General features: G+C 71.8%; 24 protein-coding genes and 1 riboswitch. Of the genes, 7 read left to right on the top strand and 17 right to left on the bottom strand.

Annotation, left to right across the window (positions count from 1 at the left end; genetic code table 11):
- Positions 1-137 precede the first annotated feature (137 nt).
- Positions 138-1,007, top strand: a complete 870-nt coding sequence (locus tag ACIREI_RS32190; protein ID WP_403340272.1) for an LPXTG cell wall anchor domain-containing protein — start codon at positions 138-140, stop codon at positions 1,005-1,007.
- Between the two features lie 66 nt (positions 1,008-1,073).
- On the opposite strand, the gene ACIREI_RS32185 is transcribed toward ACIREI_RS32190, so the two are convergent.
- The 7 genes from ACIREI_RS32185 to ACIREI_RS32155 form a co-directional block, all read right to left on the bottom strand.
- Positions 1,074-1,853 (bottom strand): SGNH/GDSL hydrolase family protein, encoded by a 780-nt coding sequence (locus ACIREI_RS32185; protein ID WP_403340269.1) that lies wholly within the window; start codon positions 1,851-1,853, stop codon positions 1,074-1,076.
- Positions 1,854-1,959: 106 nt separating this feature from the next.
- Positions 1,960-2,973, bottom strand: coding sequence for a hemolysin family protein (locus tag ACIREI_RS32180; protein ID WP_403340266.1), 1,014 nt, complete (start codon positions 2,971-2,973; stop codon positions 1,960-1,962).
- Complete coding sequence (locus ACIREI_RS32175; protein WP_403340264.1) at positions 2,970-4,313, bottom strand: hemolysin family protein; 1,344 nt, start codon at positions 4,311-4,313, stop codon at positions 2,970-2,972. Before ACIREI_RS32175 ends, ACIREI_RS32180 begins: the two co-directional genes overlap by 4 nt.
- Before the next feature lie 178 nt (positions 4,314-4,491).
- On the bottom strand, positions 4,492-4,917 hold the full coding sequence (locus ACIREI_RS32170) for a GNAT family N-acetyltransferase (protein ID WP_403340262.1): 426 nt from the start codon (positions 4,915-4,917) through the stop codon (positions 4,492-4,494).
- A gap of 56 nt (positions 4,918-4,973) precedes the next feature.
- Entirely contained in the window at positions 4,974-5,915 is a 942-nt protein-coding gene (locus ACIREI_RS32165) for an LLM class F420-dependent oxidoreductase (protein ID WP_403340259.1), read from the bottom strand.
- A 47-nt stretch (positions 5,916-5,962) separates the two neighbouring features.
- Positions 5,963-8,536, bottom strand: a complete 2,574-nt coding sequence (locus ACIREI_RS32160) for an ABC transporter permease (RefSeq protein ID WP_403340256.1) — start codon at positions 8,534-8,536, stop codon at positions 5,963-5,965.
- Between the two features lie 4 nt (positions 8,537-8,540).
- Positions 8,541-9,386 carry an ABC transporter ATP-binding protein gene (locus ACIREI_RS32155; protein ID WP_403340254.1) on the bottom strand — a complete coding sequence of 282 codons (846 nt, stop codon included), beginning with the start codon at positions 9,384-9,386 and terminating at the stop codon, positions 8,541-8,543.
- Positions 9,387-9,579: 193 nt separating this feature from the next.
- Here ACIREI_RS32155 and ACIREI_RS32150 point away from each other — a divergent pair, with 193 nt between their 5' ends.
- Positions 9,580-9,807: an antitoxin gene (locus tag ACIREI_RS32150; RefSeq protein ID WP_062704383.1), complete on the top strand. Its 228-nt coding sequence runs from the start codon at positions 9,580-9,582 to the stop codon at positions 9,805-9,807.
- A 4-nt stretch (positions 9,808-9,811) separates the two neighbouring features.
- On the top strand, positions 9,812-10,186 hold the full coding sequence (locus ACIREI_RS32145) for a fic family toxin-antitoxin system, toxin component (protein WP_403340252.1): 375 nt from the start codon (positions 9,812-9,814) through the stop codon (positions 10,184-10,186).
- Between the two features lie 28 nt (positions 10,187-10,214).
- Here the strand turns inward: ACIREI_RS32145 and ACIREI_RS32140 are convergent, their stop codons facing one another.
- Entirely contained in the window at positions 10,215-10,916 is a 702-nt protein-coding gene (locus tag ACIREI_RS32140) for a class I SAM-dependent methyltransferase (protein WP_403340251.1), read from the bottom strand.
- Positions 10,917-11,065: 149 nt separating this feature from the next.
- Positions 11,066-11,752, bottom strand: a complete 687-nt coding sequence (locus ACIREI_RS32135; protein WP_403340248.1) for an esterase/lipase family protein — start codon at positions 11,750-11,752, stop codon at positions 11,066-11,068.
- A 118-nt stretch (positions 11,753-11,870) separates the two neighbouring features.
- Between ACIREI_RS32135 and ACIREI_RS32130 the strand changes: the two genes are divergently transcribed.
- Positions 11,871-14,417, top strand: a complete 2,547-nt coding sequence (locus ACIREI_RS32130) for a LuxR C-terminal-related transcriptional regulator (protein ID WP_403340685.1) — start codon at positions 11,871-11,873, stop codon at positions 14,415-14,417.
- On the opposite strand, the gene ACIREI_RS32125 is transcribed toward ACIREI_RS32130, so the two are convergent.
- From ACIREI_RS32125 to bioB, 4 genes are read right to left on the bottom strand one after another with little or no spacing between them, the layout of a single operon-like run.
- Positions 14,404-14,925 carry a hypothetical protein gene (locus ACIREI_RS32125; protein WP_403340245.1) on the bottom strand — a complete coding sequence of 174 codons (522 nt, stop codon included), beginning with the start codon at positions 14,923-14,925 and terminating at the stop codon, positions 14,404-14,406. The genes ACIREI_RS32130 and ACIREI_RS32125 overlap by 14 nt on opposite strands.
- 57 nt (positions 14,926-14,982) lie before the next feature.
- Positions 14,983-15,699: a dethiobiotin synthase gene (gene bioD, locus ACIREI_RS32120; RefSeq protein WP_403340243.1), complete on the bottom strand. Its 717-nt coding sequence runs from the start codon at positions 15,697-15,699 to the stop codon at positions 14,983-14,985.
- Between the two features lies 1 nt (position 15,700).
- Positions 15,701-16,999 (bottom strand): adenosylmethionine--8-amino-7-oxononanoate transaminase, encoded by a 1,299-nt coding sequence (locus tag ACIREI_RS32115; RefSeq protein ID WP_403340240.1) that lies wholly within the window; start codon positions 16,997-16,999, stop codon positions 15,701-15,703.
- A complete protein-coding gene (bioB, locus tag ACIREI_RS32110) occupies positions 16,992-18,212 on the bottom strand; it encodes a biotin synthase BioB (RefSeq protein WP_403340238.1) in 1,221 nt (406 codons plus the stop codon). The genes ACIREI_RS32115 and bioB overlap by 8 nt, the downstream gene beginning before the upstream one ends.
- Positions 18,213-18,358: 146 nt before the next feature.
- On the opposite strand from bioB, the gene ACIREI_RS32105 reads away from it, so the two are divergent.
- Positions 18,359-19,486 (top strand): 8-amino-7-oxononanoate synthase, encoded by a 1,128-nt coding sequence (locus ACIREI_RS32105; protein WP_403340236.1) that lies wholly within the window; start codon positions 18,359-18,361, stop codon positions 19,484-19,486.
- 85 nt (positions 19,487-19,571) lie between these two features.
- Here ACIREI_RS32105 and ACIREI_RS32100 read toward each other — a convergent pair whose 3' ends face one another.
- Both ACIREI_RS32100 and ACIREI_RS32095 read right to left on the bottom strand, forming a co-directional pair.
- Positions 19,572-19,799, bottom strand: a complete 228-nt coding sequence (locus tag ACIREI_RS32100; protein ID WP_403340234.1) for a DUF397 domain-containing protein — start codon at positions 19,797-19,799, stop codon at positions 19,572-19,574.
- A gap of 9 nt (positions 19,800-19,808) precedes the next feature.
- Positions 19,809-20,678 (bottom strand): helix-turn-helix domain-containing protein, encoded by an 870-nt coding sequence (locus tag ACIREI_RS32095; RefSeq protein WP_403340232.1) that lies wholly within the window; start codon positions 20,676-20,678, stop codon positions 19,809-19,811.
- A 213-nt stretch (positions 20,679-20,891) separates the two neighbouring features.
- On the opposite strand from ACIREI_RS32095, the gene ACIREI_RS32090 reads away from it, so the two are divergent.
- Positions 20,892-21,350 (top strand): ATP-binding protein, encoded by a 459-nt coding sequence (locus ACIREI_RS32090; RefSeq protein WP_403340230.1) that lies wholly within the window; start codon positions 20,892-20,894, stop codon positions 21,348-21,350.
- A 101-nt stretch (positions 21,351-21,451) separates the two neighbouring features.
- Here the strand turns inward: ACIREI_RS32090 and ACIREI_RS32085 are convergent, their stop codons facing one another.
- Positions 21,452-22,366: a LysR family transcriptional regulator gene (locus ACIREI_RS32085; protein ID WP_403340227.1), complete on the bottom strand. Its 915-nt coding sequence runs from the start codon at positions 22,364-22,366 to the stop codon at positions 21,452-21,454.
- A gap of 90 nt (positions 22,367-22,456) precedes the next feature.
- On the opposite strand from ACIREI_RS32085, the gene ACIREI_RS32080 reads away from it, so the two are divergent.
- The gene (locus tag ACIREI_RS32080; protein WP_403340224.1) at positions 22,457-23,071 is read left to right on the top strand and encodes a LysE family translocator; all 615 of its coding nucleotides are present in this window, start codon (positions 22,457-22,459) and stop codon (positions 23,069-23,071) included.
- An 83-nt stretch (positions 23,072-23,154) separates the two neighbouring features.
- Here ACIREI_RS32080 and ACIREI_RS32075 read toward each other — a convergent pair whose 3' ends face one another.
- Positions 23,155-23,628: a C40 family peptidase gene (locus ACIREI_RS32075; protein ID WP_302002591.1), complete on the bottom strand. Its 474-nt coding sequence runs from the start codon at positions 23,626-23,628 to the stop codon at positions 23,155-23,157.
- A 3-nt stretch (positions 23,629-23,631) separates the two neighbouring features.
- A riboswitch (cyclic di-AMP (ydaO/yuaA leader) is annotated at positions 23,632-23,842 on the bottom strand.
- Positions 23,843-23,880 lie beyond the last annotated feature (38 nt).

Here is a 23,880-nt window from a genome sequence, read left to right as displayed (position 1 = left end):
AGTCTGCGGGTCGTGGCGAGTTTGAACGTGCGGCATCACGGCTCCTGCGATGACCTCGCAAAATCCCGGTAATCGACAAGATCGCGTCAATGACCGACGTTGGCTTCCCCATTCCGCCTGAGAGAAAGACAACGAGAATGCGACAGGCCCTGACCAGGGGATTGATCGTGGCCGCCGCCGCGACGAGCGCCCTGTCACTATCCGGCACGTGGGCGTCCGCCGCCCCGCGTATGCAGGGGACCGTGGTGAACTCCGCGGCTGCGCTGTCGGGCCGTACGGATCCATGGGACTCGGACGGGCCGGAAGGGCTGGAGGAGAAATTCGGCCAGATGCAGGAAAAGTTCGGCGCGATGCGGGACAAATTCTATGAGCTGAATGACAAATTCACCTCGCCGGATTACCCGGAGCCCGCGTCCGAACACGGCACCTACGAACACGGGACCTACGAGCAGGGCACCTCCGGATATGGCAACTCCGGCTATGGCGCCGAGAAGCCGAAGGACCACGGCTACGGCTACGGCAAGGAGGAGCCGAAGCACCACGGGTACGGCGCCGAGAAGCCGAAGGACCACGGCTACGGCAAGGAGGAGCCGAAGGGCTACGGCAAGGAAGAGCCGAAGGGCTACGGCAAGGAGGAGTCGGGCGGCTACGGCAAGGAGGAGCCGAGCGGCTACGGCTACGGCAAGGAGGAGTCGGGCGGCTACGGCGAAGAGGAGTCGAGCGGCTACGGCTACGGCAAGGAGGAGTCGAGCGGCTACGGCGAAGAGGAGCCGGACGGCTACGGCAAGGAGCCGCAGACCCCCGAACCCTCGCCCAGCGAGCCCAGCGAGCCTCCCCACAAGCCGGAGCCGGCCCCGTCCGAGCCGCCCGCGAAGCCGGAGCACCCCCAGATGCCCGAGACCGGTACCAACACCGGAGCCATCGTCGGCGGCGTGATCGGCAGTGGGGCGCTGCTGGTCGGCGGAGCCTTCCTGTACCGGCGAAGCCGGGCCGCGCGTCAGCAGTAGCGCGCACACCTGGGACAGCGCCCGGTACCCCACGAAGGACCACCGGGCGCTTTCCCCTGTCCGCGGCTACGCCGGGCCCTCGTACGGCAGCAGTTCCGGCCGCTTCGGTGGCAGCCCGTCTCCGGACGAGCGTCCCGTGAGCCGCCGCCCGATCCACGGCAGCAGATGCCGCCGGGCGAACCGCGCGTCCGCGACACGCCGGGCGGCCCACCCCGGCGGCAGCGTGGCCGGCATCGGGGTGCGCCACTCGGTGTCCTCGGGGTCGTAGCCGAGCGCCTGCCACACCGCTTCCGCGACCCGGCGGTGCCCCTCGGCCGTCAGATGCAGCCGGTCCACGTCCCACAGACGGGGGTCGCCGAGCGACGGTGCCCCGTACAGGTCGACGACGATCGCTCCGTGCCGCTCGGCCAGCTCGTCGACGCAGGCGAACAGCTCCTCCATGCGCGGCCGGAACCGCTCCAGGACCGGCCCCTGCCGCCCCGGGCTGCGCATCAGCACCAGCTGCCGGCACGACGGGGCGAGCTTCTCCACGGCCTCCTCCAGGAGTCCGCGCACCCGCCCCATGTCGCACTTGGGCCGCAGCGTGTCGTTGAGCCCGCCGACCAGCGTGATCACGTCGGCGCCCATCGCGGCCGCCACGTCGACCTGCTCGTCGACGATCTGCCGGATCAGCTTCCCGCGCACCGCGAGGTTGGCGTACCGGAAGTCGGGCGTGCGGGCGGCCATCCGCCCGGCCAGGAGGTCGGCCCAGCCCCGGTAGGAGCCGTCCGGGAGGAGGTCCGACATGCCCTCGGTGAAGGAGTCGCCGACCGCGACCAGGCTGGTGTGAGTGGGGTTCGTCTGCATGGCGACAGAGATGGTAACCCGGCTCCATACCCATCGGTCGGTCGGTCTCGAACCCGCCTGGACCCGGCGCTCGAGCAGAGCCCGGCACTCAGGCGGATCCCAGCCGTCAGGCCCGCTGTCCGAACAGCTCCCGCAGCACGTCCTCCATGGTCACGAGCCCCGCCAGCCGGCCGTCGCCGCCGAGCGCGGCCGCCAGATGCGTACGGCTGCCCCGCATCGCCGTGAGCACGTCGTCCAGCGGCGTGCTCTCCCGCACGCGCGCGATGGGCCGCATGTCCCGCACCTGGAACGGCAGGTCCCGCGGGGAGGCGTCCAGCGCGTCCTTCACATGCAGATAGCCCACGATGCGGCGGGCCTCGTCGACGACCGGGAACCGGGAGAAGCCCGACTCGGCCGACAGCCGCTCCAGCTCCTCCGGCGTGACGCCCACGCGCGCGTAGACGACCCGTTCCAGCGGAAGCACCACGTCACGCACCGGCCGGCGGCCCAGCTCCAGAGCGTCGTGCAGCCGCTCCCGCGCGCGCTCGTCGATGAGGCCGGCCTCGCCCGAGTCCCGCACCAGGCGGGCCAGCTCGGCGTCCGAGAAGGTCGCGGTGACCTCGTCCTTGGTCTCGACGCGCAGCAGCTTCAGCAGAGTGTTGGCGAACGCGTTGATCGTGAAGATCACCGGCCGCAGCGCACGGGAGAGCGCGACCAGCGGCGGACCGAGCAGCAGGGCGCTGCGCACCGGCTCGGCCAGCGCGATGTTCTTCGGCACCATCTCACCGAGCAGCATGTGCAGATACGTGGCCAGCGCCAGCGCGATCACGAACGACACCGCGTGCCCGGCGCTCTCCGGCACGCCGACCGCGTGGAACACCGGCTCCAGCAGATGCTCGATCGCGGGTTCCGCGACCACACCGAGCACCAGCGTGCACAGCGTGATGCCCAGCTGCGCGGCCGCCATCAGCGCCGACACGTGCTGCAGACCCCACAGCACGCTCTTGGCGCGCCGGTCGCCCTGGTCGGCGTACGGCTCGATCTGCGAGCGGCGCACCGAGATCAGCGCGAACTCGGCGCCCACGAAGAAAGCGTTGACGACCAGCGTCGCGAAACCGATGAGCAGCTGTACGGCGGTCATCGTCCGCCCTCCTTCTCGTGGTCGGTCGCCTCGTCGTCGAGCGGTGCGTGCAGCAGCACCCGCGCGGCCCTGCGGCCCGCGGCGTCCACCACGTCGAGCCGCCAGCCGACGACCTCGACAAGATCACCGACCTCGGGAATGCGGCCGAGCTCGGCCGCGACGAGACCGGCCAGCGTCTCGTACGGCCCCTCGGGTGCCCTCAGCCCGACGCGCGCGAGCTGGTCCACCCGCGCCGACCCGTCGGCCGAGTACAGCGCCCGGCCCTCGTCGTCGCTGCCCGCATGGGCGAGGTCGGGCGTCTCGTGCGGGTCGTGTTCGTCGCGTACCTCGCCGACGACCTCCTCGACGATGTCCTCCAGCGTGGCGACGCCCGCCGTACCGCCGTACTCGTCGATGACCACGGCCATGGTGCGCTTGCCGGAGAGCCGGTCGAGGAGCCGGTCCACGGTGAGCGTCTCGGGGACGAGGAGCGGCTCGCGCATCAGCTCGGCGACACAGACGCGGGGCCGGCGCTCGGCGGGCACCGTCAGGATGTCCTTGATGTGCGCGGTGCCCACGACCGCGTCGAGGGTGCCGCGGTAGACGGGGAACCGGGACAGCCCGGTCGCCCGCGTCGCGTTCGCCACGTCCTCGCAGGTCGCCTGGGCCTCCAGGGCGATGACCTGGACGCGGGGGGTCATGACGTTCTCCGCGGTCAGATCGGCCAGGTTCAGGGTCCGTACGAAGAGCTCGGCGGTGTCCGCCTCCAGGGCGCCCTCCCGGGCGGAGTGCCGGGCGAGGGCGGCGAGCTCCTGGGGGCCGCGCGCGGCGGCCAGCTCCTCGGTGGGTTCCACGCCGAAGCGGCGCACTATGCGGTTAGCCGTGTTGTTGAGGTGGGTGATGAAGGGGCGGAAGACCGCGCTGAACCAGCGCTGCGCGTTCCCGACCGTCTTGGCCACGGCCAGGGGCGAGGAGATCGCCCAGTTCTTGGGCACCAGCTCGCCGACCACCATCAGCACGATGGTCGACAGGGCTGTACCGATCACCAGCGCGATCGAGCTCGCCGTCGAGCGGGAGACGCCGATCGACTCCAGCGGGCCCGCGAGCAGCGCGGCGATCGACGGTTCGGCGAGCATGCCGACGACCAGGTTGGTGACCGTGATGCCGAGCTGGGCGCCGGAGAGCTGGAACGTCAGATTCCGTACGGCCCTGAGGGCGCCGACGGCGCCGCGCTCGCCGCGCTCCACGGCCCGCTCCAGCTCGCTGCGCTCGACCGTGGTCAGCGAGAACTCGGCCGCGACGAAGGCACCGCAGGCGAGCGACAGCAGGATCGCCACCAGCAGGAGGATCACTTCGGTCATCGGGTCACCTCCGTCCCATGGTCGGACACGGTGGGGAGGAACGCGCGATGTCGGGTACTGGGAGGCTCGCCCATGGGCGGACGCTCACACCTTTCATTGGAGGACCGAAGTGACCTTCCAATAGTAAAGGGTGAGCAAAGTGCTCCTGCCGGGTGATCGATGCCTGATCACCCGGCGATCAGTCCGTGAGCTGCTTCACCCACCGCCGCCACTGTTCCTGGGGCGTGTACCCAGCCGCGCGCCAGGCATGGTGCGCGGTCTCGTTGCGCTGCAGCACCATCGCGTCACCGCGGCGCCCGCCGAGCCGTACGAACCTCTCGTCCGCGGCGGTCAGCAGTGCCGAGCCGATGCCCCGGCGGCGCCGCTCGGGGTGCACCGCCAGCCGGTACAGATGGCAGCGCCAGCCGTCGAAGCCCGCGATCACCGTGCCGACCAGCTCGCCGTCGAGCTCCGCCAGGATCAGCGCCTCGGGGTCGCGGTCGACCAGCCGTTCCACGCCGTCCCGGTCGTCGCTGATGCTCGTACCCTCGGCGGCCGTCTTCCAGAAGGCCAGCACCGTGTCGAGGTCGGCGGCCGTCGCGGGCCGTATGCGCAGATCAGTCATGCCGTGATCCCATCACGGGCGACGAGGCGGGACGCGCAATTCCACTATCCGGACGGCTACTTGCCGCGCAGCCGCTCCATCACCGGCGCGAACGCCTCCATATACGGCTCCAGGACGGTCAGATACGAGAACCCGTACCGCTCCCGCTGGGCCAGCACCTGCTCGACGATCTGCTCCAAGGCGCCGACCAGGAGGATCGGCAGCTCCAGGACCTGCTCCAGAGTCAGTTCCGGAACACGGTCGAGGAGGGGCCGGACCGCGCCCGCGCGGTCCTCCGTGACGGCCACCATCTGCAGCAGCAGGTTCAGCTCCGCCGGTTCCGCCCGGCCCTGCGCGAACTTCCGGTAACGGGCCACCCGTTCGTCGAACTGCTCGGCCGTGACGGGGATGAGCCGGCCGGTCGTGCTCTCCGGGTCCGGGTACGCGCCTCCGAACGCCGCTATGTCGGCGTGCTCGGCGGTCAGCCGTAGGACGCGGTCGCCGTTTCCGCCGATCAGCAGCGGTACGCGCGGCTGCTGAGCCGGCTGCGGCATGGGGGTGCCCCCGCTCGGGCGAAGCCGAGAGTGGGGGAACTCCTGCGAGCCGATCAGCCGCTCCAGCTCCTCGACCGTGCGCCGCAGATGGTCCACCCGCTCACGGGGACTGCCGAAGGGCAGACCTGCCGTGTCGTGCTCGGTCCGCACATAGCCCGCACCGAGCCCGAGTTCGAGCCGTCCGCCGGTCAGGGCGTCGGTCGTCGCCACCTCCCGGGCGAGCAGGGCCGGGTTCCAGAACCCCGCGTTGAGCACGAGCGTGCCCAGCCGCGGCCGCTCCGTCGCCTCGGCCGCCGCGACCAGGGCCGGGAACGGCGCGGGCATGCCCAGATGGTCGGGGACCAGGATCACGTCGTAGCCGAGTTCCTCGGCCCGGCGGCACTTGGCCCGCCACTCGTCGGCCGGGGCGGGGGTGATCAGGCTGACGCCGAAGCGGAACGGGCGCGGGCCATCCGGTCGCGACATGAACTCTCCTCATCCGCAAGGAACTTGAGTGCCTGCCCGCGATTCCATCACTCGTGCGCGATGGCCGCCAGCACATTCATGCGCGATGCACGCAACGCGGGCAGCAGCGCCGCCACGATGCCCACGACCGCCGAGCCGATCACCACCGCCACGATCGTGCCCCAGGGGATCGCCAGCGCCGTCATGCCCTGCAAAGCCAGCACCTGCTGGGTGCACACACCCCACACCAGCCCCAGCGCGAGGCCGAGGACCGCGCCGAACACGGCGATCACCACCGACTCCAGCCGGATCATCCGGCGCAGCTGCCGCCGGGCCAGCCCGATGGCCCTGAGCAGGCCGATCTCCCGGGTGCGCTCGACGACCGACAGCGCGAGGGTGTTCACCACACCGAGCACCGCGATGATGATCGCGAGGCCGAGCAGGGCGTAGACGAGGTAGAGCAGGACGGCGATCTGGTCGTGCACCAGGTCCTTGTAGTCGGCGATGTCCCGGACCTGCACCTGGGGGTACGGGTCGAGCGTCTTCTCCAGGCCGGCCCGCAGGTCGTCCGGGCTCGTACCGGAGGCGGCGTTGACATAAACGGCCGCGTCCTGCCCGCCTGGCGCGTACTTCTCCAGCGTGTCCAGGCCGAAGTAGATCCCGCCCTGCGCGCCGAACCCCTCGGCGGACTCCTGGTCGGTCAGGGCGCTCACCGTCAGCTCGGCCCGGCGATCGCCCTGGAAGTCGACGGGGAGGGTGGTGCCGACCCGTACGCCGTGGTCCTCGGCGAAGTCCTTGTCCATGGCGAGGTGCCCGTCCGCGAGCGCGGCCGCGGAGTCGCCCCGCGCGTAGGTGATGTTGGCGACCTTGTCGAGCTCGGGTTCGTAGCCCGCGGCCGTCGTCTTCACGCGGTCGCCGTCCGGGAGGCGCACGGCGATGGTCGTGAACTGCGAGCGTACGACGAGCCCCACGCCCTCGGTGTCCCGGATCTTGTCGGTGATCTCCCGTGGGAAGGGCACGAAGTTGCTGTTCTGCACCACGAAGTCGGCGCCCAGCGTCTTGTCGATCTGCTGGTCGAAGGACTTGGTCATCGAGGCGCTCGCCACCGACATCCCGCCGACCAGCGCGAGGCCCACCATCAGGGCGGCGGCCGTGGCTCCGGTGCGGCGCGGATTGCGCAGGGCGTTGCGCTGGCTCATCCGGCCGACCGGGCCGAACAACGTCGGGAAGGCCCCGCCGAGGACCCGGATCACGGGCCGTACGAGCAGCGGTCCCGCGATCACGGTCGCGATGAGGGTCAGCAGGACACCGAGCCCCAGCAGGGATGCCGCCGACGACGTCTCGGACGACACGGCACACCCCACGAGCGCCGCCGCACCGGCCGCGCCGACCACCGAGCCCACCACCGCGCGCAGCCGCAGCGGCCGCCCGATGTCGGCGATCTCGGCGTCCGCGAGGGCCGCCATCGGTGAGACGCCCGCAGCGCGCCGGGCCGGGAGGTAGGCCGCGACGAAGGTGACGCCCAGGCCGACGACGTACGCGACCACCGGCGTTCCCCAGCCGATGACCATCTCGGCCGTCCTGATGTTCATGCCCATCAGGCCCATCAGCTCGATGAGCCCGACGGCCAGCCCGATACCGGCCGCGAGGCCCAGCGTCGAGCCGACCAGCCCGAGCAGCAGCGCCTCGGTGAGGACCGAGCGCCGCACCTGACGCCGGTCCGCGCCGAGCGCGCGCAGCAGACCCAGCTCGCGGGTGCGCTGGGCGATCAGCATCGAGAACGTGTTGACGATCAGGAACACGCCCACGAGTACGGCGACCCCGGCGAAGCCGAGCATGACGTACTTGATGATGTCGAGGAACCCGCCCAGCTGGTCGACGTCCGACTCGGCCTGCTCCTCGGCGGTGCGCAGCTCGTAGGTGCCCGCGTCGGTGCCGAGGGCGTCGGCCACGCGCCGTTTGAGCTCCGTGTCGCTGACGCCCTCGCCCGCGTCGACCGAGATGGCGGTGGCCGCCCGCGGGTCGCCGAGAAGCCTCGTCTGCGCGGTCTCGGGGTCGAAGAAGACCAGGGCGGCGCCGGGGTTGGTGGTGGTGAAGGTGGCGATGCCGACGACCTCGACCGGGAAGGAGCCCTCCTGCCCGATGACCGTGAGACGGTCGCCGATCCGCACGTCCTTGCTGTCGGCGGTGTCCGCGTCGATCAGCACCTGCGAGTCGCCCTCGGGGGCGTGGCCGGAGGTGAGCTCCACGGGGCTGCGCTCGGTCGGGTTCCAGGCGGTGCCGATCGTCGGGGCGCCCGTGGTCGGGCCCACCGACTCGCGGTCCTCGTCGGCGACGGTGAGGCCGTCCACGTCCACTTCCGCGCGGGCCGCCGCCACGCCCTGGACCCGGGCGAGCCGGTCGGCGAGCGAGGCGGGCAGGGTCAGGGTCTGCCCGGAGGGCACGGTCTCGTCGAGGGTCTCCTTCGGGGTGACGGTGACATCGGCGGCGGTCGAGGCGAAGAGCCGGTCGAAGGTGCGGCTGACGGTGTCCGAGAAGATCAGGCTGCCCGCGACGAACGCCACGGACAGGATCACCGCCAGGGCGGAGAGCAGCAGCCGCCCCTTGTGGGCGAGGAAGCTGCGCAGCGTCGCCTTGAGCACGGGGTCAGCGCTCCTCGGGCGACGGGCCGTCGGCCGGGACCGCGCCCGGAGCGGGACCGCTGCCGTCGAACTGGCCGCGGATCACGTCAAAGCGCTTCATGCGCTCCAGGACGGCCTCCGCCGTCGGCCGCTCCATCTCGTCCACGATCCGGCCGTCCCCCAGGAAGAGCACCAGGTCGGAGTGGGCGGCGGCGCCCGGGTCGTGGGTGACCATGACGACGGTCTGCCCCAGCTGGTCGACGGCCTCCCGCAGGAAGCCGAGCACCTCCAGGCCGGCCCGCGAGTCGAGGTTGCCGGTCGGCTCGTCCGCGAAGATCAGCTCGGGCCGGGAGGCCAGCGCACGGGCGCAGGCGACGCGCTGCTGCTGGCCGCCGGAGAGCTGCGCGGGCCGGTGCCCCAGGCGGTCCCGCAGGCCCAGCGTGTCGATGACCTGGTCCAGCCACTTCTCGTCCGGCTTCCTGCCCGCGATGTCCATGGGCAGGGTGATGTTCTCGGCCGCGTTCAGGGTCGGGATGAGGTTGAACGACTGGAACATGAACCCGATCCGGTCCCGCCGCAGCCGGGTCAGCTCGCGCTCCTTCAGCCCGGTGATCTCGGTGTCGCCCAGCCACACCTGCCCCGCCGAGACGTTGTCGAGGCCCGCCAGACAGTGCATCAGCGTGGACTTCCCGGAACCCGACGGGCCCATGACCGCCGTGAACCGGCCGCGCGCGATGTCCACGTCCACCGCGTCGAGGGCCAGTACCGTCGTCTCGCCCGAGCCGTACGCCTTGGTCAGGCCGCGGGCGCGGGCCGCGGTCCCGTCGGCCGGCGCAGGGCTCGGGACGTGCTCCGCAGCTGCTGTGGACAAGGCCGCCTCCTCGCGGACGTAACGGACTCCTCGCCCAGCCGAGCCTAATGTGATCCACCGCACATCCGGTATCCGCCCAAGGTCCCGGTCGCTCTCCGCCCCAGGTCGGGCCCCTGATTTCGATGTAAGGGGCACCTTCCGGCCTCTCGGCTGCCCCTTGCCGGTGCTAGCACCGGCGCGCTAGCTTCGAAGTATGGCGAAGACCCAGTTGAACGTGAGAGTCGACGAGGGCACGGCCCGCGCGGCACGCGAACGTGCCCTGGCCCGCGGCATGAGTGTCAACCGCTACATAGAGGAGCTGGTCCGCAAGGACACCGGGGAGGTCGGTCACACGTTCGTGGACGCCGCCGCCGACTTCATGAAGCAGTACGAGTCCGTCTTCGCCGAGGAGTTCGGCGCGGAGCGCGAAGGTCGTCGCTGATCCCTTGAGCAATCTGAACGTCGACCTTGCCTGGCTGCTGATGCTCGCCGAGAAGAGGACACCGGGGGACCCTCACATCACCGACTGGGGCGCTCTCGTCGCCGCCGTCGCCCGACATCAGGCGGAGATATTCGATGTCCCCGTCTACGACAGTCCGCAGGCCCGTGCGGCGGCCCTGCTCCAACTGCTCATCCACGTCCCGGCCTTGGAGCGCTCCAACGCGCTGTTCGCCTCCGCGGTGGCCTACGCCTACCTGGTGGCCAGCGGCCTCAAGGTCGTCACCTCGCCCGAGCAGGTGCGCGATCTGGCACGCCTGGTCAAGAGTGGTGACGCCTCCGTCGAGGACATCGCGCGCGAACTGCGCCAGTGGAGCCTGTGAAACGGAGTCGGTGAAGCGGAGCCCGTGATCAGCCGGGCTGCTCCTCCGCCGGCCGCCAAGCCGTGCCCAGCACGCAGTACGACGAGGGGAGCACCGGCCCCTTCTCCGGCATCATCACCCGCCGGTGGGGGCCGAGTTCGAACCCCGCCTCGCGCAGCGCCGCGACCGGGTCGCGCGAGACATGGCAGCCGCCGCTCACCAGCGGCCACACCGTCCGGTCCAGCGCGCGCTGCGTGAGGAGCATGGCCCGCCCGCCGCCCCGGCCGTGCTCGAAGAACCGCACCACACCGCCGGGCCGCAGCACCCGCCGTACCTCACCGAGCGCCCGCGGCACGTCCCGCACGCTGCACAGCACCAGCGAGAGCACCACCGCGTCGAAGGCCTCGCTCTTGACCGGTAGCGCCTCCGCCGCGCCCGGCACCACGTCCACCGGCACCCCGGCCCGCAGCGCGGACTCCACCGCCAACTTCCGCAGCAGCCGCTCCGGTTCGATGGCGACGACCTCCGAGACCGCACGCGGATAGTGGGCGAAGTTCAGACCGTTGCCCGCGCCGATCTCGATCACTCGGCCGGACAGCCCGGTCAGCAGCCGGTCGCGGACGTCGCCCATGCCCATGCGTGTCTCGGCGTTGACGCTGATCCGGGCGTAGAAGCGGGCGAACAGCGGATGGTGCACGGCATCCCGCGGCACCTTGCCGGAACCGGCGGACCGTAGGGACCGTAGGGCCATGGGGACCTCCCGGGCGGGCGGGACGGGACTCACTCCCGATTCTCCCCCGTCCGGGACCGGCGCACCCCCGCTGTCGCTGTGGCGGTCGTCAGCCTGTCGTACGGCTGTCGTACGGCTGTCGTACGGCTGTCCTTCAGGCGGGCCCGGCCTCAGCCGATGAAGTCCCTGACCTGCTCGTACACGCCGTGGTCGTTGTTCATGTCGGTGTGCGAGACGCACCCGACCTCGACGTTCGTCGCACCGCTGAGGATCGCTGTGGTGTCCGGGGTGAGCGCGTCGTCGCAGTTCGACCAGTAGCTGGCGTACGACACACTGCCCGGAGTCTCGTCACCGGAGTTCAGGGCGGTCAGGAACGAGCTGCCGGTGTTCATCTCCGCGCAGGAGGTGTACAGCCACGCGCACCACGAGGCGGTGGAGGTGCCGTGGTTCGTGCCGGCCGTCGAGACGAAGTCGTCGACGTACGACGTCCCGCCGAGGTTCTTGAGGTAGTAGCGGGAGCTGAGCGCGCCCATGGAGTGGACGACGAGGTCGACCTTCGAGGCACCGGTCCGGGCGAGCACGTTTCTGATCTCGGTCGAGAGCTGCTGGGCGGTGGTGGCGTTCGACTTGGCCCAGTCGTACGACACGGCGTTCAGCTCGGCCGAGGTGTAGCCGTCGGCCTTGAAGTAGCCGATCCAGTCGTCCCAGCTGCTCGCCGAACTGCTCAGGCCGTGCACGAAGACGACGGGGTCGTGGGTGGCGGCGTGCGCGGGTGTGGGGGAGAGGGAGAGTGACAGAAGGAGCGATGAGGCCAGGGCCGTGAGGGCCGTGGCCATGCGACGCGTGCGGCGCTGCATGATGCCTCCTGAAACGTGTGGGGTTGTCAGGAGTGTCGAGCCGGGTCTACGCGCGCCGCATCGGTGAAATCGCCGGTCTTTACGGTTCAATTAACTCGCCAGTAACGTCATTTGTGTGGTGACTCCGGTGAACCCCCCGCCCCTCGACCGCACTTCGCCACCGCGGTTCACGGACCAGTGGCGACAGCCGGCCGCCGCCCTTCCCGAGGGCGTCCGCGTACGGGTGCTGCGTGCCGTGTACGGCGATGTGCGCGCCGCCGCCGAACTGGTCCCGCGCCTGACCGACCGGCAGGCTGCGGGCACCGACCCGCTCCCGACGACACCGGCGGAGCTGGCCCCGGCCCTGCTGCGCGAACGCCGGGCGGAGACAAGGGCGTTGCCGGACGACACCCGCCTGTTGCTGCTGCTCGCCGCGGCCGACCAGTACCCGGTCCCCACCGACGCCTTCCTGCGCGCCGTCATGGCCGCCCGCCTCGACATCCGGCCCCTGGACGCCGCCGAGGCGGCCGGCCTCGCGCACGCCGGAGCGGGCGGGGTGGTGTTCCGCGACGCCTGGGCGCGGATCGCGGCCTACGAGACGGGTTCCCCGGCCGACCGCCGGGACGTGCACCGTCTGCTGGCCCGGGTGCTCGGCGGCGAAGCGGAGACGCCGTGGCGTTCCTGGCACCGGGGTGCGGGGGCGGTCGGCCCCAGCGGACGGCTGGCGGCGGAACTCGGCGCCGCCGCGGCAAAGGCGGGTGAGGCGGGTCGGCTGTCCCTGGCACGGGCGCTGGCGGAACGGGCGGCCGAACTGTGCCCCGACCCGTCCGAGCAGGCCCGCCTGGTCGCCCGGGCCGCCGCCTACGCCTGGCAGTCGGGCGACGGGGACCGGGCGCGCGGGTTGGCTGCCGCAGGCGCCGACGACGCGCTGAACGGGGTGCTCGCCCTTCGGGCGGGGAACGCGCCGGAGGCGTTCGACGCCCTGCTGACGGCGGTGACCTGCCCGCCCCCGACGCGCACCGCTGCTGGGCGGGTGACGCCCTCCGTCGGCAAGGCTCCCGTACCCTCGGCCGCCTCCGCCTCCGCCTCCGCCTCCGCCTCCGCCTCCGCCTCCGCCTCCGCCTCCGCCTCCGCTGCCGCGGGCTCTGTGCGGTCGTCGGCCGGTGACGCCTGCGCCACCGCGGCAGCCGCGGGCCCTGTGCAGTCGTCAGACGTGGACGCCTGCGCCTCCGCCCCCGCCTCCGCCGCTGACTCCACCGCGGTGGCCAAGGCCACGGCCGTCGCCGAGGATCCCACCCCCGACCCCGCCGCGTCAGCCACAGCCGTGGCGCCCGCCCCTGACTCCACCCCCGACCCCACCGCCCACCTCCTCGCCCGGGCCACCGAAGCCGCCATCTACACCGGAGACATTCGCCGCCTGCGCGAGGCCGCCCGCGTGGCCGATCGGCTCGGCGTCGCGCCGCCCGGCACGCTGAGCGGGCTCGTGGCCGCCTTCGACGGGCGCTACGAGGACGCGCGCGACCTGCTGAAGGGGGCCGCCGGGCAGTGCGAGCCGGGAAGCGACCCCACCGTCCTCATCCACGCCGGGATCGCCGAGCTGCTCCTCGGCGACCACACCCGTGCGGCCACCGCGACCGTCCGCGCGGCCGCCTCCGCCCGGGCGCGGGGCGTCCCGGTGGCCGTACCGCAGGCGATGGAGTTCCGTGCGTACGCCGACTTCTGGACCGGGCGCCCCAGAGCCGGCGAGGCCACTGCGACGGACGCCCTGTGGCAGGCCCACGCCACGGGGCAGGACAACGGCGCCTGTCATCTGCAGGCCGCCCTCGCCATGTTCGCCGCGCTCACCGGAGACGCCGACGTCTGCCGCGAACGCGCCGCGACCGCACGGTCGTACGCCCTCGCCCGAGGCCTGGGCCTGCCCGCGGCCCTCGCCCAGTGGGCGCTCGCCTTCCTCGACCTGAGCACCGGCGACTTCGCCGCCGCGGCCGCCCGACTGCGTGCCCTCGCCGGATTCGGCCCCGGCCACGGCCACCGGGCCGTCCGCCACCTGGCCACCCCGCACTACGTCGAGGCCGCCGTCCGCACCGGCGACACCCGTGTCGCCCGTGTCGCGCACGCCGACTACGACCGCTGGGCGAGCACCGTGCGCAGCCCCGACGACCTGGCGCTCAGCGCCCGTTGTCGCGCCCTGCTCGCACCCGGCGAGGAAGCGGTGGACCACTACCGCACGGCACTCGACCTGCACTCCCACGGCACACGCGACTTCGAACGCGCCCGCACGGAACTGCTGTTCGGCAGCGCGTTGCGCCGACTGCGCCACCGTACGGAGGCACGCGACCGCCTGCACAGCGCCCTGGAGGCGTTCGACTCCTTCGGCGCCCCGCACTGCGCGGACCAGGCCCGCACCGAACTCCGCGCGCTGGGCACCCCGGCCGGCGCCGCGCGGCCCGGCCCCAACGCCCCGGCCGGCCGTCTGACGGCCCAACAGCTCCTGGTCGCCCGCATGGCCGCCGAGGGCGCCACCAACCGGGAGATCGCCGCCCGCCTGGCCCTGAGCCCGCGCACGATCGACCACCACCTGCGCGGCGTCTTCACCCGCCTGGGAATCCGCTCGCGCATCGAACTGGTGCGGATCGTCGAGGAGAGGGACGGGAGCGGCGAGAGCGAGCCGACTAGGCCTCGGTAAAGGCGCGGGCGAACCCGGCGAGGTTCCGGGGGCAGGCCCATATCTCCCGTGTCATCCGGCGTTCGAACCAGGTGTCCGACTCGTCGTCGGGCCAGAGCTCGCCATCGGTCGGGGCCGCTGCACCGGCGGCTTCCCGCTCCGGGTGGGCCAGCATGTCCAGGACGTACCGAAAGTTGTCCAGCTCGTCATCGCCCTCGATGTCGTCACACGGATGCTCGTCATGGGCGCAGGGCGTCTGCCCGAGCGCCTGCTCCACGGCACCCATCGCCTTCAGCACGTGCGCCTCGGCCTCCGCGTCCGGGTAGGCGTAGATCACGTAGGGGCCTATGAGCACCAGCCCGAGAGTCCACAGCGCCGTGTCCGGCCCGGCCGCCGCCACGCTCGCCTCGAGGCTCCTCGCGCACTCCCGTACTCTCGCCGGCGCATCGCCCAGGTAGTAGCCGTGCCGGATCTCGTCCCACGCGCCGATCAGGGCGTCCCACTCGGTGACCGCGTCTGCATTGACCATGATCCGAGCATGGCACGAGGGTCTGACATCGCCGACGGCGTCACCCGTGGGCATGCGTCAGGGCGCCTCCCGCACCCGGAACCCGTCCGCGTCCCACGTCCCGAACAGCCGCGGAGCCAGCCAACCCGGCGCCGCGCCACGGAAGTCGGCGGGCGAGAGCGCCCCCGCACCCGCCGGCACGGCACCCAACAGCGGCGCCCCCGCCACCTCCGGCAGATCCGCGACATTGCAACGCGACGCCAGATCCGGTGCCTCGGGCCAGCTGCCGATCACCACGCCGAGCAGGTCCAGCCGCCGACCGCGCAGTTCACGGGCCGTCAGCTCCGTCGTGTTCAGCGTGCCCAGCCCCGCCGACGCGACGACCAGGACCGGTGCCGCCATCAGCTCGGCCGCGTCCGCCAGCGTGCCGCCCGCCTCGTCGAAGCGGACGAGCAGCCCGCCCGCCCCCTCCACCAGGACGAGGTCGTGCTCGGCGGCCAGCTTCGCTGCGGCCTCGGCGATCTCGTGGGGGCGGACCGGAGGGCGGCCGGCCCGGCGCGCGGCCGTCGCCGGCGCCAACGGCTCGGGATACCGGGCGACTTCCGCGACCGTCACGGCACCGGCGAGCCGCGCCACCTCCTCCGCGTCGCCGCGCTCGTCCGGCCGCACGCCCGTCTGCGCGGCCTTCAGCACCGCCACCGACCGGTCCGCCGCCACCGCGGCCGCGGCGACCGCGGCCGTCGTGACCGTCTTGCCGACCTCCGTGCCCGTGCCCGTGATCACCAGTACCGGCATCTCAGCCCTCCCGCGCCGCCGCGCACACCGCGCGGGCGATCCGTGCCACGTCCGCGTCACCGGTGACGTACGGCGGCATCGTGTAGACGAGGTCGCGGAACGGCCGCAGCCACACGCCCTCACGTACGGCGGCGGCGGTCGCCGCCTGCATGTCCACGTCGTGGTCGAGCTGTACGACCCCGATGGCGCCGAGCACTCGGACATCCTTCACGCCCGGAATGTCCGACGCCTGGGCCAGCCCGTCCCGCAGCCCCGCCTCGATCCGTTTGACCTCGGCCGGCCAGTCCTGGCCGAGCAGCAGCTCGATCGAGGCGCAGGCGACCGCGGCCGCCAGCGGATTGCCCATGAAGGTCGGGCCGTGAGCCAGCACCGGCACCTCGCCCCGCGAGATCCCGTCGGCCACGCGAGACGTGCACAAGGTGGCCGCCATCGTCATGTAGCCGCCGGTCAGCGCCTTGCCCACGCACATCACATCCGGCGTCACCGCCGCGTGTTCCGCCGCGAAAAGCGCGCCCGTGCGTCCGAACCCGGTCGCGATCTCGTCGAACACCAGCAGCACGTCGTGCGCGTCGCACGCCTCCCGCAGCACCCGCAGATACGCGGGGGAGTGGAAGCGCATCCCGCCCGCACCCTGCACCACCGGCTCGACGATCACCGCGGCCAGTTCGTCCGCGTGCCGCTCGACCAGCGACCGCAGACGGTCGGCGTACGACTCCTCGTACTCCGTCGGTGGCGGGTCGGCGAAGACCTGGCGCTGGAGCACGCCGGTCCACAGCTCGTGCATCCCGCCCTCGGGGTCGCACACCGACATCGGCTGCCAGGTGTCCCCGTGGTAGCCGCCGCGCCAGGTCAGCAGCCGCTGCTTGCCGGGGCGGCCCAGCGAACGCCAGTACTGCAGGCACATCTTGACCGCGACCTCGACCGACACCGAACCGGAGTCGGCGAGGAACACATGCTCCAGCCCGTCGGGCGACATGTCGACAAGGAGCTTCGCCAGCCGTACGGCGGGCTCGTGCGTGAGCCCGCCGAACATGACGTGGCTCATGCGCGACAGCTGCTCGCGCGCGGCTTCGTTGAGCACCGGGTGGTTGTAGCCGTGGATCGCCGACCACCAGGACGACATGCCGTCGACCAGCTCGCCCGAGCCGTCCGCCAACTTCAGCCGCACCCCGCCGGCCGACTCCACGACCAGCGGCTCGATGCGGCCGGGCATGGGGCCGTACGGGTGCCAGACGTGCCGCCGGTCGAGCTCCAGCAGCTCGGGCACGGTCAGGTCGGGCACGGGGTGCGGGTCAGGCATTGGGCGCGAGGTCCGTTCCGGCGCCCCGGCGGCGCACGGCGACCAGGTCGGTGCGCGCCTCGGTGGCGGCCGGCGCGGCAGTGGTCGTACCGCACATACCGCCCCCCTCGTGCGACCCGCACCCGGCGCTCTCGTGCCCACCGCACCCGGCGCTCTCCTGGGACCCACAGCCCGCGCTCTCGTGCGAGCCACAGCCGCCCCCGGCCGCCACCCGGTGCTCCGGCAGCGTCACCTGGTCGGCGCCCTCCACCTCGAACCCGGCGTCCGCGATCATCTCCAGGTCGGCCTTGCCCGCCTGGCCCTCGCTGGTCAGGTAGTCGCCGAGGAAGATCGAGTTGGCCAGGTGCAGGGCCAGCGGCTGCATCGAGCGCAGATGCACCTCACGGCCGCCCGCGATGCGCACCTCGACGTCCGGGCACACGAACCGCACCATCGCCAGGATGCGCAGGCAGCGCTGCGGGGTGAGGTTCCACTCCTTGGCCAGCGGGGTGCCCTCGAACGGGATCAGGAAGTTGACCGGCACCGAGTCCGGGTCCAGCTCGCGCAGCGAGTAGACGACGTCGACCAGGTCCTCGTCGCTCTCGCCCATGCCCGCGATCAGGCCGGAGCAGGCGGACAGACCGGCCGCGTGCGCCTTCTGCACGGTGTCGACGCGGTCGGCGTAGGTGTGCGTGGTCGTGATGTCCCCGTACGTGGACTCCGAGGTGTTGAGGTTGTGGTTGTACGCGTCCGCGCCGGCCTCGCGCAGCCGCTCCGCCTGGCCGTCGGAGAGCAGACCGAGACAGGCGCACACCTCGACGCCCTCGTTCTGGTCCTTGATCGCCTTGATGGTGTCGGAGACCCGGTCCACATCACGGTCGGTCGGGCCGCGCCCGGACGCCACCAGACAGACCCGCTTGGCGCCACCCGCCAAACCGGCGGCCGCGGCCTGGGAGGCCTCGTCCGGCTTGAGCCAGGTGTACTTCAGGATGCCGGCGGTGGAGCCGAGCCGCTGGGAACAGTAGGAGCAGTCCTCCGGGCACAGGCCCGACTTGAGGTTGACGAGATAGTTGAGTTTCACCCGTCGGCCGAACCACTGCCGGCGCACCTTTCCGGCCGCGGCCACCACATCGAGCAGGTCGTCGTCGGAAGTGGCGAGGACGGCCAGCGCCTCCTCGCGGGTCGGCAGCTCGCGCCGAAGCCCCTTGTCCACCAGCGTGTTCAGCAGGTCCATGGGAGCTGATCCTGACGTACGGAGGGGCTCCGAGCCAAGGAGACTTCGGACAACCCTGTCACTTCGATGTGTGGGTATTGCCACACCGTGGGTGGCCGACCGTGCGACTAGTGTCTGTGCACTGCCTACAAAAGCCCGGAGGAGCCATGGCGTTCGGCTGGATCGACGAGCAGGCGGAGCTGCGCCGCCGCGCCGGACTCGTACGGACCCTGCGTCCCCGCCCCGCCGACTCGCCGCTCCTCGACCTCGCGAGCAACGACTACCTGGGCCTGGCCCAGCACCCCGAGGTCACCGAGGGCGCGGCGCGGGCCGCCCGGACGTGGGGCGGCGGTGCTACCGGATCCCGGCTCGTCACCGGCACGACGGAACTGCACACCGAGCTGGAGCGAGAGCTGGCCGACTTCTGCGGCTTCGAGGCGGCGCTGGTCTTCTCGTCCGGCTACGCGGCCAACCTCGCCGCGGTCACCGCGCTGGCGCCGCACGGCTCGCTGATCGTCTCCGACGCCGGGAACCACGCCTCGCTGATCGACGGCTGCCGGCTGGCGCGCGGCACCACACAGGTCGTCGCGCACGCCGAACCGGACGCCGTACGCAAGGCGCTGCACACGCACGACGGGCCCGCCGTCGTCGTGTCCGACACCGTCTTCTCGGTCGACGGCGACGCCGCCCCGCTGGCCGGGCTCGCCGAGGCGAGCCGGGAACACGGTGCCGGGCTGGTCGTCGACGACGCCCACGGCCTCGGCGTACTCGGCGACGGCGGCCGCGGCGCCCCGCACGCGGCGGGACTCGCGGGCGCCGACGACGTCGTCGTGACGGTCACGCTGTCCAAGTCGCTCGGCAGCCAGGGCGGAGCCGTCCTCGGCCCCGCCCGGGTGATCGACCACCTGGTCAACGCGGCCCGGACGTTCATCTTCGACACGGGCCTCGCCCCCGCGGCGGCGGGCGCGGCCCTGGCGGCACTGAGACTGCTGCGCCGCGAGCCGGAGCGTGCGGCGCGGGCCCGCGCGGTCGCGAACGAACTGCACGCCCGGCTGACTGCGGCGGGCCTGCAAGCCGTACGTCCGGACGCCGCCGTGGTCTCCGTGCGCGCGCCGTCCCCCGAAGGGGCCGTGCGCTGGGCGGCCGAGTGCCGGGCGGCAGGCCTCGCCGTGGGCTGCTTCCGTCCTCCTTCCGTCCCCGACGGCATCTCACGGCTGAGGCTGACCGCCCGCGCGGACCTCTCCGAGGGGCAGATCGAACGCGCTGTACGGGTCATTGGCGAGACACGACCATGAGTCGGCGTGACACGGCCCTGCCGCCGTACCTGGCGTAACTGATCAGAGTCGGTCGATCAGAGTTGGTCAGAACTGATCGGAATGGTCAGGACTGGAACGCGGTCGTGAAGCCCGCCCAGCTCTCGGGGGAGAAGAGCAGCGCGGGTCCGGCCGGGTCCTTGGAGTCGCGCACGGCGAGCAGCCCGGTCCAGGGACCGGAATGCGGCCGTGCCGTCTCGACGCAGTTGTTCGCTCCCGTGCTGTAGCTGCTGCGCAGCCATCGCACGCCGTGCAGATCGGTGGTGGAAGGTACGTTCCGAGGCAGTGCGGTCATGGTGCCTCCTTACGCGCCGCCGCCTATCGCGGCGATGTAATCCAACGATTCCTCGGGCGAAAGGGCGTGGATCCGAAGAGCGTTGAAGGCCTCCGTGTAGGCCTGGAGGTCTTCTTTCCGTTCGAGGTAGAGGCTACTCGTCAAGTGGTCGAGAACAACCACATCCAGATCAGAAGTGCGCGAAAATGAGAAGATAACGAAAGGCCCGGTGATGCCGATGTGCTCCCCGGCCGCGAACGGCAGGACCTGCAGCCGGACTTGGGGCAGCCGCGCCGCCTCCATCAGCCGCCTCAACTGCCGCGCCATCACCGCGGGTCCGCCGATCTCCCGGCGCAACACCGCCTCGTCGAGCACCGCGCTCAATTGCAGCGGCGGATCGCCGTGCAGCACGTCCTGCCTGGCCAGACGGACCGCGACCAGCGCGTCGAGCCGTTCGTCGGCGGCGTCGTCCAACCCGCCCACGGCGGCCCGCGTCACCGCCCGGGCGTACTCCGGCGTCTGAAGCAGCCCGGGCACCACGGAGGTCTCCAGCGTGCGCATCGCGCTCGCCTGGGACTCCAGACTGATGAAGTCCCGGTACGTCGGCGGCAGCACTCCGCGGTACGCGTGCCACCAGTGGTGCCGCCCGCCACCCTCGTCCGATCCCGCCAACACCAGGAGCAACTCACGCAGTTGGGAGTCCTGCACTCCGTAGGCGTCGAGCAGTAACCGCACATCGGCCGGTTTCACCCCGCTGGCGCCGGTCTCGATCCGGCTCACCTTGGACTGGTGCCAGCCCACCAGCCGGGCCGCCTCACCACTGGTGAGCCCGGCCCCGGTGCGCAACGCACGCAGTTCCGCGCCCAGTTTCCGGCGGCGCACCGCGGGACCGTGCTGCATGGGCAACTCCTTACTCCAACCGAGCCGCCCAAATACGGTCTGCCGTCGCAGAGTTCACCGCATCGAGCGACAGATATATGCATATCTTGGTGGATCGGCACCCTGACGGCCCTGGTAGTGGCAGTCTGGCGACGAAGCACCAGTCCGGGACCGTACTCGAACCATCCGCTCCGTGTCGGACTGCGGTCCCGTTGGGAAAGGGACGACGTCGCCATGGCAGATCACCTGGAAGCATCCGTCACTCTGCCGAGCGATCCCGCCTCGGTCTCCGCGGCCCGGGCCTATGTGGTCACCACCCTCGCGGAGTGGGGACTGCCACCGGACACGGAAACGGCCGACACCATCCGGCTGATCGTCTCCGAACTCACCACCAACGCCGTACAGCACACCCTCGGTCAGTCACCCACCTTCACGGTGGACCTCGAGCTCGACCGTGACGAACACCTGCGCATCGGCGTCACCGACAGCCACCCGCGCTTCCCCAAGCGGCTGCCGGCCGCCGTCCAGCAGGACAACGGCCGCGGCATGGTCATCATCCGCTGGCTGACCGCGGAGTGCGGCGGCAAGCTGAGAGTGCGGCCCACCCGCGAGGGCGGCAAGACCGTCTCCATCGAGTTGCCGTGGATCGTTCCGGCGGAGGCCGTGCCCAGCGCTCCGCGGGAAGGGCCGTGAAGGCGGCGCCGCGGTCGGTTGGCTGTCGGCTGCGGGCCCGTCGTGGTTGGTCGCGCCCGCGCGGCGGAGCCGCATATCGATACAGTCCCGCGCCCCTGAGGTCAGGACAGCTGAGCTCGGTTGAAAGTCCCGCGCAACAACGCTCGGAAGGCGTCCGTGGCCGGAGCGGCCTCGTCGCTCCGGAAAGCGACCGAGATCGTACGGCGGAGCTCCGCGCCCTCCAGTGCGCGCACCCCCACCGGAGTGACCGACGTGCGCGCCACCATCTCCGGTACGACCGCTACTCCGAGGCCCGCGCTGGCCAGCGCGCAGACCAGGAGGTACCCGGGGGTCGGTACCAGGACCGAGGGCGTGGCCCCGGCCCGGGCCAGTGCCGCCTCGACGCCCCGGCGGGCCGGAGCGTCCGGGGCCATGCTGATCAGCGGTTGCCCGGCGAGCTCGGTCAGCGGCAGCCGTGCGGTTCCGCTGGTGAGGGCGTGGCCCGGGGCGGAGACCAGGACCAGCTCTTCGACCAGGATCGGCTCGGTGCCGACGGAGGAGGGGAGCGGGACCGGGTCACCCGGTGTATAGGCGTGCGTCAGGGCCAGGTCGACCTCGCCGGCCGCCACGGCGGAGACACCGGCCGAGGGTTCGTAGTCGGTGACGGTCAGTTCCACGTCCGGATGGGCCCGGCGGAAGGCGCTGAGGGCCGGCGGCAGCAGATGGATGCCGGCCGTCTGGAAGGTGCCCAGGCGGAGCGTGCCGCCCGACAGGCCGGTCAGCCGGGCCAGTTCGTGCCGGGCCCGCTCCAACTCGTCGAGCACCCGCCGCGCCCGGGTCACGAGCAGCTCGCCCGCACCCGTCAGCCGCGCCCCGCGGTGGTGCCGCACCAGAAGGGCGGTGCCCGCCTCACGCTCCAGCTTGGCCAGCTGCTGGGAGAGCGCGGGCGTGGTGTAGCCCAGCCGCTCGGCGGCCCGGGTGATCGAACCCGCCTCGGCGACCGCCACCAGGGCGGCGAGTCGGGTCGGGTCGTACATGCGGGTCTCCCAGGGCCTAAACGAATGCTTTAGGACTCCTCAGAATATTCGAAATACCTGCTGAAGGCTTGTGCACGGCACTCTGGCGGCATGGACGCTCAGCTCATCGCCTTCACCGGGGTCTCAGCCGGCCTGGTCGCCATGCCCGGGGCCGACTTCACCGTCGTCGTACGCAACGCCCTCGTCTCCCGCCGGGCCGGAATCGCCTGCGCGCTCGGGATCGGGGCCGGGCTGCTGGTCCATGTGACGCTGGCGGTGGTGGGAGTCGCCGCGGTCCTGACGGCCGTCCCGGCGCTGTTGCGCGCGCTCCAGGTGGTGGGCGGCGTCTATGTGCTGTATCTGGGCGTCCAGACGCTGCGGCAGCGGCATGCGCAAGGCGAGGCCGCGCAGGAGGATTCCACCGCGCGACCGCTGCGGCAGGGCTTCGTCACCAATGCCCTCAATCCGAAGGCGTCGCTCACGTTCCTCAGCGTGCTGCCGCAGTTCGTGCCCGCGGGCGCCCCGGCACTGCCCCGGACACTGCTGCTCGCGCTGATCGTGGTCGCGATCGCGCTCGTCTGGTTCCAGGTCGTCGCCCTGCTGGTGGACCGGCTCGGCAGGTGGCTGCGCCGGCCGCGCGTCGCACGGACGGTCGCGACCGTCACCGGTGCCGCGCTGACGGCCTTCGGTGTGGCGCTCCTCGCAGGGCCCCTGGTGGCCGTCTGACGCCCTTTCCGACGACTGGCCCTCAGTCCGGTGCCCCGGGGCGGTGACGGCGCGTCAGGCCGCCGTCACCGCCCCCGGGAAGGTCACTTGACCCGGCCGTACCAGACGCTCCTGGTCCAGATCTTCTGCAGCCGCACGACGTCCCCGCTCTTGGGGGAGTGCCAGATCTTTCCCTTCCCGGCGTAGATGCCGACGTGGTAGACGTTCGACCCCGAGTGGAAGAACACCAGGTCACCGGCCTTGCGGTTGCCGGCGGAGATGTGGCGGGTCTTGTTGTACTGCTGGGCCGCCGTACGGGGCAGCTTCTTGCCCGCCTTCTTGTACGAGTACAGCGTGAGCCCGGAGCAGTCGAACCTGTGCGGACCTGTGGCCCCCCACTTGTACGGGGAGCCCTTTTTGGAGGCCGCGATCTGAAGTGCCTTGGTCGCCGGCGTGGCGGCTTCGGCCTCGGAGGCGAAGCCGGGCGCCACGATCGAGCCGCCCACTGCGGCGATGGTGAGAGCCGAGGCCGTACCGGCTCGGGCCATGAGCGACGGGACACGATTGAGCGCAGTCATGCGCAACCCTTCGTCAGCCGCCTGTGAAGGATGACCTGTCGGATTCGGGCTGGCGAAGTTGCCCGGCCGCGTTGCCGCGGCTTCACCCCAAGGGTTGCTCGGATCGAACGAACGTCCGCTCCGGCGACCCGTCTTGCTCGGGTCCTCCACTCCTGCCGATCCACTCCTGTCGACCGGTCATCCGGGCGGCGGCAGGACTCGGCGTCCGCCCGGACCGCCCCGCCGCTGTGGCGGGGGCTTGTCGTCAGACAG

Source organism: Streptomyces sp. NPDC093591, from assembly GCF_044764885.1.
Classification (GTDB): domain Bacteria; phylum Actinomycetota; class Actinomycetes; order Streptomycetales; family Streptomycetaceae; genus Streptomyces.
The sequence above is the reverse complement of the archived record's forward strand: the minus strand, read 5'-3'. Positions and strand labels throughout refer to the sequence as shown.